This is a genomic window from Kutzneria sp. 744 (assembly GCF_000568255.1).
GTDB lineage: Bacteria > Actinomycetota > Actinomycetes > Mycobacteriales > Pseudonocardiaceae > Kutzneria.
On record NZ_KK037166.1, the window covers coordinates 3,329,023 to 3,338,432 of the forward strand.

General features: G+C 70.3%; 8 protein-coding genes and 1 pseudogene. 5 read left to right on the forward strand and 4 right to left on the reverse strand.

Annotated features, from left to right (window positions below):
- The first annotated feature begins 49 nt into the window (after nt 1-49).
- Both KUTG_RS14790 and KUTG_RS14795 read left to right on the forward strand, forming a co-directional pair.
- A complete protein-coding gene (locus KUTG_RS14790) occupies nt 50-1,801 on the forward strand; it encodes a dynamin family protein (protein ID WP_043717425.1) in 1,752 nt (583 codons plus the stop codon).
- Nucleotides 1,798-2,952, forward strand: coding sequence for a hypothetical protein (locus tag KUTG_RS14795; protein ID WP_052394530.1), 1,155 nt, complete (start codon nt 1,798-1,800; stop codon nt 2,950-2,952). Before KUTG_RS14790 ends, KUTG_RS14795 begins: the two co-directional genes overlap by 4 nt.
- A gap of 47 nt (nt 2,953-2,999) precedes the next feature.
- On the opposite strand, the gene KUTG_RS14800 is transcribed toward KUTG_RS14795, so the two are convergent.
- Complete coding sequence (locus tag KUTG_RS14800) at nt 3,000-3,584, reverse strand: TetR/AcrR family transcriptional regulator (protein ID WP_043717427.1); 585 nt, start codon at nt 3,582-3,584, stop codon at nt 3,000-3,002.
- A gap of 96 nt (nt 3,585-3,680) precedes the next feature.
- Between KUTG_RS14800 and KUTG_RS14805 the strand changes: the two genes are divergently transcribed.
- A complete protein-coding gene (locus KUTG_RS14805; protein ID WP_043717430.1) occupies nt 3,681-4,847 on the forward strand; it encodes a cytochrome P450 in 1,167 nt (388 codons plus the stop codon).
- 67 nt (nt 4,848-4,914) lie between these two features.
- Nucleotides 4,915-5,667: a dioxygenase family protein gene (locus tag KUTG_RS14810; protein ID WP_043717433.1), complete on the forward strand. Its 753-nt coding sequence runs from the start codon at nt 4,915-4,917 to the stop codon at nt 5,665-5,667.
- A gap of 6 nt (nt 5,668-5,673) precedes the next feature.
- Here KUTG_RS14810 and KUTG_RS53440 read toward each other — a convergent pair whose 3' ends face one another.
- The 3 genes from KUTG_RS53440 to KUTG_RS58445 are packed head-to-tail and all read right to left on the reverse strand — an operon-like array spanning nt 5,674 to nt 8,916.
- Nucleotides 5,674-7,578: a glycoside hydrolase family 3 protein gene (locus KUTG_RS53440; RefSeq protein ID WP_052394533.1), complete on the reverse strand. Its 1,905-nt coding sequence runs from the start codon at nt 7,576-7,578 to the stop codon at nt 5,674-5,676.
- Entirely contained in the window at nt 7,515-8,192 is a 678-nt protein-coding gene (locus tag KUTG_RS14820; protein ID WP_043717435.1) for a glycoside hydrolase family 3 N-terminal domain-containing protein, read from the reverse strand. Before KUTG_RS14820 ends, KUTG_RS53440 begins: the two co-directional genes overlap by 64 nt.
- Nucleotides 8,193-8,226: 34 nt before the next feature.
- On the reverse strand, nt 8,227-8,916 hold the full coding sequence (locus tag KUTG_RS58445) for a DUF742 domain-containing protein (protein ID WP_157494545.1): 690 nt from the start codon (nt 8,914-8,916) through the stop codon (nt 8,227-8,229).
- A gap of 122 nt (nt 8,917-9,038) precedes the next feature.
- Here KUTG_RS58445 and KUTG_RS63555 point away from each other — a divergent pair.
- Nucleotides 9,039-9,410, forward strand: a pseudogene (locus tag KUTG_RS63555) (hypothetical protein); the annotation flags it as partial.

Consider the following 9,410-nt stretch of genomic DNA (forward strand, 5'->3'; position numbering starts at 1 on the left):
CCGGCCTGGTGTGCATCACCCGATCGAAGGGGACACAATCTCTCGGGTGATGACCATGACGGCCCTCGATGTGATCGACGAGGCGCTCCGGCAGCCGGCCATCGGCCGCCGGCGCGACCTGACCAGCAGGCTCAGCCGCCTGCGGGGCAGACTCGCCGACCCGGCGATCCGGGTCGTCGTGGTCGGCGGTCTCAAGCAGGGCAAGAGCCAGCTGGTCAACGCCCTGCTGGGCACCTCGGTCTGCCCGGTGCACGACGACGTGGCCAGCGCGGCGCCCGCGGTCATCCGGCACGCCGACCAGTCCTGGGCGGCCGTGGTGCGGCCCGGGCAGCAGCGGCTGGAGCCGGTGGAGATCGAGCGAGTGGCCGAGGAGATCAGCGGCGGGCAGGTGGTCCGGGCCGAGGTCGGGGTGCCCCGGGCCGTGCTGTCCGGCGGGCTGGTCATCGTGGACACGCCGGGCGTGGACGGCTTACGGTCCGAGCACACCAGCCGAACCCTGGCCGAGCTGGCGGAGGCCGACGCGGTGTTGGCCGTGACGGACTCGCTGACCGAGCTGTCGCCGGCCGAGCTCCAGTTCCTCCGCTTCGCCACCACGATCTGCCCCAACGTGTTGGGCGTGCTGACAAAAACCGACATGAGCCCGCGGTGGCGTTCGCACCTGGAGCGCAACCGGATGCTGATCGCCGAGGCCGGGCTGGCGATCCCACTGGTGGCGGTGTCCTCCGTGCTTCGCGAGCGGGCACTGAGGACGAGCGACCAGAATGTCAACGCCGAATCCGGTTTTCCCGCCCTGGTGGGATATCTGGAGAACACCGTCAAGGCGCAGGCCGGCCTGCTGGCCCGGCGGTCGGCCTCCGAGGCGATCCTCGCGGTGACCGAGCAGGTGTCGCTCGGGCTGCGGGCGGAGCTGTCCACTCAGGACCCGTCGTCGCTGGCCGGGCTGGAGGACGCGCAGCGGGCGGCCGAGCTGTTGCGCCGGCAGTCGTCGCGGTGGCAGAACATGCTCATGGACGGCATGGCCGACCTGATGTCCGATGTGGACCACGATCTTCGCGAGCGGACCCGGATCATCCTGCGGCACACCGACCAGGCCTTCGACAAGGCCGACCCGGCCAAGACGTGGGACCAGTTCTGCGACTGGCTGGCCGACAAGCTGACCGATGCCGTGCTGCGCAACTACGACTGGACGGTGGAGCGCACGCACTGGCTGTCCCAGCGCATCGCCGAGCAGTTCGACGAGGAGAGCCGCGGCACGCTGCCCGATCTGGGGCTGCGCGATCCGGCCCGGGTGCTGGAGCGGATGGGCGGGCTGCTCACGCCCGACCTGGCCCCACCCGGCATCGCCAACAAGGTGATCACCGGCCTGCGCGGCTCGTACAGCGGCATGCTGATGTTCGGCCTGCTGACCAGCCTGATGGGCATGCCGCTGGTCAACTTCGTGTCCGTCGGCGCCGGCGCGGTCATGGGCGCCAAGACGTTGAAGGAAGAGCGCGACGCCCAGCTCAAACGCCGGCAGGCGGTGGCGAAGACGGCCGTGCAGCGCCATGTCGACGAGCTGGTGTTCCAGGTCGGCAAGCACAGCCGGGACGCGCTGCGGCAGGTGCAGCGGCGGCTGCGGGAGCACTTCACCGAGCAGGCCGAGCAGCTTCAGGACGCGCTGAGCGATTCCATCCGGCGGGCCCGCGACCTGGCCAACGCCGACCTCGTGGCCCGCAACCAGCGCAACCAGAGCATCGCTGAGGAGATCAACACGTTGGTGGCGCTCCGGCAGCGCGCCCAGGCCCTGGCGATCACGTCATGATCACCCAGGAGCTGCTCACCGAGGACACCCGGGCCATGCTGGAGTGGGCGCTGCGGCTGTACCGCGGCAGCGCCAAGGCGACGAACTTCCTGACGCAGCAACGGCAGCTGTTCGAGGAGCCGCTGCGGGTCGGCGTCACCGGCCGGCCCAAGGCCGGCAAGTCCACGCTGCTGGACGCGTTGGACGAGGACGACTTCATCGAGGGCCACACGTCCGACGTGGACGCCGTGCTGCACCTGACCGGTCCCGTCCGGGCCGAGGACCGCTCGGCATTGCAGGGCAATCCCATTCCCGTCAACACGATCGTCGTGCTGGCCCGGGCCGACGAGCTCGGCGGCGGCCGGGTCGACGCCATGAGCTCGGCCAAGATGATCGCCCGCCGGCTGCGGGCCGAGCCCGAGCTGGGCCAGCTGTGCCAGGATGTCGTTGCCGTGGCTGGGCTTCTGGCGGTCGCCGGCCGAACGCTGACCGACGCCGAGTTCGACGCGCTGGTCGCCCTGGCGGCGCTGCCCCGCGAGGAACTGGACGAGCTTCTCCTGTCCACCGACCGGTTCATGAACCCGGCGCTGGAGGATGTGGTGCTGCGCCAGGGTTTGCTGGAGTGCCTCGGCCTGTTCGGCATCCGCCTGTGCACGACCCTGGTCCGCCGCGGCTACGGCGATCCCAGCCGGTTGGCCGCGGAACTGGTGCAGCGCAGCGGTTTGAACGACCTGCGGTTGTCCATCCGCCGGCACTTCACCGAGCGGGCCCCGGTGCTCAAGGCCCGGTCGGCCCTGGTCGCCGTCGAGACCGTGCTGCGAGCCGAACCCCGTCCCGAGGCCCGGGGCCTGCACGCCGAGGTCGAGCGGATCCAGGTCACCACCCAGGACTTCCGTGAGCTGCGGCTGTTGGCCGCGTTGCAGACCGGCCGCATCGAACTGCCCAGCGAGATCGCCACCGAGGCGGAGCAGCTGTTGGGCCTGTCCGGCACCAGCCCGGCCAACCGCCTGGGCAGCGATGACGGCGCGGACCTGCTACACATCGCCATGGCCGTGCTCGACCGCTGGCAGGCCTACGCCTCCAACCCGGTCTGGCGCCGCGCCCAGACCACCGCCGCCAAGACCGTGGTCCACACCTGCGAAGCCATCATCGACACCCTCACCCGCCCCTGAGAACCCCCGCGAGTCACGCTCTCAGACACACCGAAATGCGGTTTCCGTCAGCCGCAGTGCAGGCGGTACAGCGGCAGCGTGATGTCGTCGATGATGGCGGTGATGGCGGCGTCGTCGATCATCACGCCGTAGAGCAGGGTTTCGCTGCGCAGCAGGTCGAAGGGGACGCGCAGGACGCGGTCGCTGCACTGGTCGGTGCGTAGCTCGCCGCGGGCCACGGCCCGGGTCAGCAGGGGGCGGATGTGCTCGATGATCTCGCCGGTCCGTAGCCGGCCGCGGAGTTCCTCGAACACCTCGGGCTCACGGAAGGTCTCGGTGATGAGGCCGGGCATGGTGTCGCCGGGAACGCGGCCGAAACGCTTGATGCCCCGGCCGACCAGCTCGATCAGGTCGCCCCGCAGGGTGCCGGTGTCGATGTCGGCGTCCTCCAGCGGCAGGTTGTGCGCGAGGGCGGCGATCACCAGCTTGGCCTTGGTCGGCCAACGCCGGTAGATCACCGGCTTGCTGGTGCCGGCCCGGGCGGCGACGTTCTCCATGGTCATCCTGGGGTAGCCGACGTCGAGTAGCTCGGCCCATGCGGCGGTGAGCAGCGCGTCCTCCAGCTCCTCGCCGCGTCGTCTGAGGCCGGCCATGGGACTCCCCGATTAGATCCGTTGCGTTTCTTCGCATCGCAGTCTAGCCTCGAAATGAAGATACGATCCGTTTCTTACAGTGGTGGGGGAACACTCATGACCGACACCATCCCGGACCTCAGCCTGACCAGGACCTGCCCGTTCGATCCGCCGGACGGGGCGGCCGAGCTGCGCGAACGCGGGCCGGTAGCCCGGGTGCGGCTGTTCGACGGCACCACGCCGTGGCTGGTCACCGGGCACGCCGAGGCCCGCGCGCTGCTGGCCGACCCGCACGTGTCGTCGGACCGTGGCCGGCCCAACTTTCCGATGCCGATCCCGATCCCGCCGCAGTCGCGGCCGACCGGCCTCACGGCCACGCTGGTCTCCAACGACCCGCCGGTGCACACCAGGCTGCGGCGGATGCTGATCTCGTCGTTCACGGTGCGAAAGATCACCGCGCTCAAGCCGAAGATCGAGCGGATCGTCACCGAGCGACTGGACGCGATGATCGCCGCCGGCCCGCCGGCCGACCTGATGGCGGCGTTCGCGCTGCCCGTGCCGTCCATGGTGATCTGCGAGCTGCTGGGCGTGCCCTACGAGGACCACACGTTCTTCGAGGAGCAGTCCCGGCGCCGCCTCGACGCCGACGGCACGGCCATCCACAACCTGTTCACGTACCTGCACGAGCTGGTGCAGAAGAAGATCGACGATCCCGGCGACGGGCTGCTCGACGACCTCATCGCCGAGCAGCTGGCCGAGGGCAAGCTGGACCACGTGGAACTGGCCACGATGGGCATGGTGATGCTGATCGCCGGCCACGACACCACGGCCAACATGATCTCCCTGGGCACCATGCTGCTGCTGAGCAATCCCGAGCAGCTGGCCAAGATCCGTGACGACGAGGCCGCGATGCCGGCGGCGGTCGAGGAGTTGCTGCGCTACCTGACGATCGCCGGCGCGCTGGGCCGCGTGGCCACCGAGGACATCGAGCTCGGCGGCGTGACGATCAAGGCCGGCGAGGGTGTGCTGGTGGCCAGCGCCGTCGCCGACCGCGAGCACTCCGACGAGCTGGACGTGGCCAACCCGATGCGCCAGCACCTGGCCTTCGGTTTCGGCATCCACCAGTGCCTCGGCCAGAACCTGGCCCGGGCCGAGCTGGAGATCGCCTTCACCCACCTGTTCCGCCGTCTCCCGACGCTGCGGCTGACGGTCCCGGTCGAGGACGTGCCGCGGCGGGCCAACGCCGTGCTGTCCGGCGTGACCGAGGTGCCCGTCACCTGGTAGGTACTTGAAATTTGAACGACCTCTCGCCTAGCATGTTGAATATTCAACTAGGCGGGAGGTCGTTCCCATGCGTTTGCCGACCCTGTACCTCAGCCACGGCGCGCCACCGCTGGCCGACGACAAGCTGTGGACCGGCCAGCTGGCCGCGTGGTCGAAGGACCTGCCCAAGCCCAAGGCGATCCTGATGGTCTCGGCGCACTGGGAGGAGGCGCCGCTGACCGTCTCCGCCACCACCACCGTGCCGCTGGTCTACGACTTCTGGGGCTTCCCGCAGCACTACTACGAGGTCCAGTACGCCGCCCCGGGCGCCCCGCAGCTGGCCGACCGGGTGCGTCAGCTGCTCGGCCGGCAGGTGCACGACGCCCCCGAGCGCGGCCTCGACCACGGCGCCTACGTGCCGCTGGTGGAGATGTACCCCGACGCCGACGTGCCGGTGTTGCAGATGTCCATGCCCACGCTGGACCCCGAGAAGCTGATGGAGGTCGGCCGCAAGCTGGCGCCGCTGCGCGACGAGGGCGTGCTGATCATCGGCAGCGGCTTCTTCACCCACAACCTGAGCGCGATGCGGTCCGTCGACACGCCGGCCTGGTCGTCGGAGTTCGACGAGTGGGGCCACCATGCCCTCGACGCCGGTGACGTGGACTCGTTGCTGGACTTCGAGCACAAGTCTCCGGCCGGGCGGCTGGCCCACCCGCGCACCGAGCACTTCGCGCCGCTGTTCGTCACGTTGGGGGCGGCGGAGGACGAGCTGGGCACGCAGCGCACGGTGATCGACGGCTTCTGGCACGGCCTGGCCAAGCGGTCGATCCAGGTGGGCTGAGCTGCCTTAGGCGAAGCCGATGCGGGTGATCCACGGGCCCTGCTCGGGGAACACCACGAACAGATCGCTGATCTCGTCCACCGGCATCAACGAACCGGTGGCCACCGCGTACCGGCGCCGGTCGGTCGTCGGCGGCACGAGCACGGTCCCGAGCAGCCGGCCGTCCGGCGCGCCGCAGCGCAGTTCGACCGGCACGGGGTCGTCGCCCGCGTTGGAGGCCGTGAGGCTCCACGACCGGCAGCCGCTCGGGTCGTAGCCCAGCAACCCGAGCCAGGCGCCACCTTTTGCCGCTGTCACAACGAGTCCGGCCTCGCTGGAGATGTCGACCAGCGCCAGGCCCATCGACTCGTCGTACGAGTGCGCGGTCCGCGCGGTGCCGGCCAGGATCCGGGGCGGCAGGGTTTTGCCGTGCACGTCGAGAACGGCGCTGGCGGCGGCCTTGGCCGAGGAGCTGCCGACAAAAACCTCGTGCAGCGCGGTCTCCACCACCCACTTGTCCCGGGTGACGTCCCAGAAACACAGGTCGGCGGCCCGTAGTCGGAAGGTGACGTCGCGGCTGCCACGGGCCGGGATCAGCACCTTCCTGAAGTCCCGCAACACCTTCCGCGGCTGCCGCACCTGGGAGTTGAGCTGGCGGGTGTAGAGCTGCACGACCTCGTGGCAGTCGCGGAAGCCGTTGTTGCGGACCCGAACCGTCACCGTGACGGATTCATGCGAGTTGATCACCCGCGAGCTCAGGTCCATGTCCTCGTAGGTGAAGCTCGTGTACGTCAGCCCGTGGCCGAAGGGGTACAGCGGCTCCGTCTCCTGGTACATGTACGTGCCGCTGCCCTGGATCAGGTCGTAGTCCAGGGTCGGCGGCAGGTCGTCGTCGGTGCGGTGCCAGGTCTGCGGCAGCCGCCCGGACGGGGCGTGGTCGCCGAAGAGAATGTCGGCGGTCGCCTCGTCGGCCGGGTGGGCGCTCCACAGGATCGCCGGCAGATAGGTGTCCTCCCAGCGCAGCGCGTACGGATAGGCGCTGCGCACGACCAGCACCACGTTCGGGTTCGCGGCCCGCACCGCCCGCACCAACTGGTGTTGTTGCGGCGGAAGTTCCAGCGTGTCACGGTTTCCGTCGTCCAGGGCGGGGTTGCTGCCGATGGCCAGCACGACGACGTCGGCCTCGCGGGCCAGCGCCACGGCGTCGGCGATGCCGTGCGACACCCGCTGCCACTCCAGCGGCTCGCCGTCCGCGGTCACGGTCCCGTCGGGGTCGGCGAAGGCCTCGATCGTCCGGGTCTCCGAGGTCAGCGTGAACCGGCCGTGCCGCCACTCGGTGAGCTCGAACTCACCGTCCACTCCGGACACTGTGACCCGGTCGGAGCCGCTCACGTACTGCGCGGTGACGCGGCGGCTCAGCTCGTCGGCCAGCCCCTCGCCGTGCGGGCCGATGACCGCCAGCCGCATGCCCGGGCCGACCAGCAACGGCAGCAGGCCGTCGTTGCGCAGCAACACGATCGACTCGCGGGCCGCCCGCCGCACCAGGTCCTGATGGCCCTTGCGGTCCACGTGCGCCGGGCCGGCGCTGATGGCCAGCAGCTGCAGGCGCATCATCAGCATTCGCCGCGCCGCCGCGGTGATCATCGCCTCGGTGACCTCGCCCCGCTGGCACGCGTCGGAGATCGCCTCGACGGTCCGGCCGCCGCCCATGAACCCGTCCGCGCCGAGCCGCAGCGCCAGGGCCTGGCCGCCGGAGCTGAGCGGGCGGTCCGGCAGCTTCTCGCTCCAGATCGTCGTCTCGCCGTCGCCCCACCCGCGCAGCACGAGCTGCAACAGCTGGGCCGTCAGGGCCGGGTAGTCCTCCATCATCAGCTGCGACAGCACGATGCCGGCCGCGCCGCCGGTCTCGACCACGGCGCGGAACACCGGCATCTCGTACTCGTTGAAACCCGCAGGTTGAAACCCGGCGATATGGCGCACCGGTCCAGCTGGTCCACATGGCGCACCACCGGCACGGTCTTGGGGTGCGCCTTCTCCGGTCCGCGCAGGCCAAGCGCGTAGACCACGCCGAGCTTGGAGCACAGCAGCGGGTCCTCGCCGAAACCCCGTTCGTTACGCGCGTGCCGGGGGTCGTAGGACGGGTTGACCAGCGGGATCTCCCGCACTCCGCCGCCGCCGGCCGCCCGCTGCTCGTCGGCCATGGCCGCCCCGACCCGGGCCACCAGGTCGGGGTCCCAGCTGCTGCCCAGGCCCAGCGGCGCCGGGAAGGTCGACTCGATGCCCTCGGTGGCCGGCCGCAGGGTGAAGTCCGCGGCCGGCAGGCCCAGCCGGGGCAGGGCCGGCTGGGTCTGCTGAGTGAGTTCGATCTTCTCCGCTAAGCTGAGGGTGGCGACGAGGTCATCGGCGATCCGTCGCGGGGTGGGCTCCTGCTGCTGGCCGGTGTCGGCGAGTCGGAACGTGGCCGCCCCCTTTCCTCGCCCTCGGCATCCGCCTGGATGGCAGGCCGATCGGGACTCCGTTCGGCGGAGTAGGCGAGAACTTTTCACGCCTTCCTGACGACCGTCAAGCGTTACCGACGGGTCACAGTCTGCGAAGTCCGGCCAGCACACGGACGAGAAGAGCCTCGTCGGGGCGGCTGTCTCCGGTATGCACCGTTAACACGCCGAGCTCGATGAGGTCGTCGATCAGGACACGGGCGACCCCCAGCGGTGCCGGCAGGGCGGCCGCGACCTCGGCCACCGAGCGGGTGCGCTCGCAGATCTCCACGATGCGACGCTGTTCCATGTCCAGTACTACGTCGAAGCGCTCGACCGAGATCAGCGTTTCCAGCCGAAGTTCGCGACTGGCCTCGGTCCGGCCGCCGGTTCGCGCGTAAGGCCGCACCAACGAGCTGGGCTCTTCGTCGTCGTCCAGGTCGTCCTCGGGGAAGCCGGCGAAGAACTCCTCCGCGTAGGTCGGCGGCGGTGGCGGCGCCGGTTTCGTCGGGGCCGGCAGGGCCTGGGTCAGCGCGACCTCGTCTTCTTCGTCGTCGTCACGCTGCCAGCGGTAGCGGGCTCTCGACGAGCCGAAGCGGGCGCCCGTGCGCCCGACCTCCGGCGCCGCCTCCAGCTCGTGCCGGCCGTGCTCGGGCTCGGCGACGGCGGGCTCCTCGGGAGCGGGCTCCCCCAGTTTCGGCTGCTCCACGTCCGGTTCGACGTCCGCCCACCGCTCGCGGTTGCGCGACGATCCGAAGCGAGCTCCGGTCCGACCGACCTCCACCACGTCGGCCACCCTAGGACCGTCACCGGTTCCGCACATGTCGGGGATGTTTCGAGTCTGTTCGTTCCAGGTGAACCGCCCCGAGTTCAGGCTGTCGACACGCGGCGGCCATCTCGGGCTCTTAGCGTCCGCCCGTGCACCACCATCACCACGGGGACACCACGCCCGACTACGCCGACCTGTCTGTTCCGGAGCGCGAGCTCCGCCCGGTGGATGTGAGCCGTCGACGGTTCCTGCGCAACGCCGGCCTGCTCGGGGCCACGGTCGCCGGCGCGGGGGCGCTCGGCGCCGGCACCGCGGCGGCCAGCCCGGCATGGGACAGCCCCGGCCGCTACCAGTGGCTGGCCGGCGACCATCACATCCACACCCAGTATCCAACGACGCCATGTACACCGTGGAGCAGCAGGTGGCCGGCGCGTGCGCAACGGCCTGGACTGGATGGTGATCACCGACCACGGCTACCTCGCGCACGAGAAGTTCGCGGTCCAGCAGACCTACGCCGACGT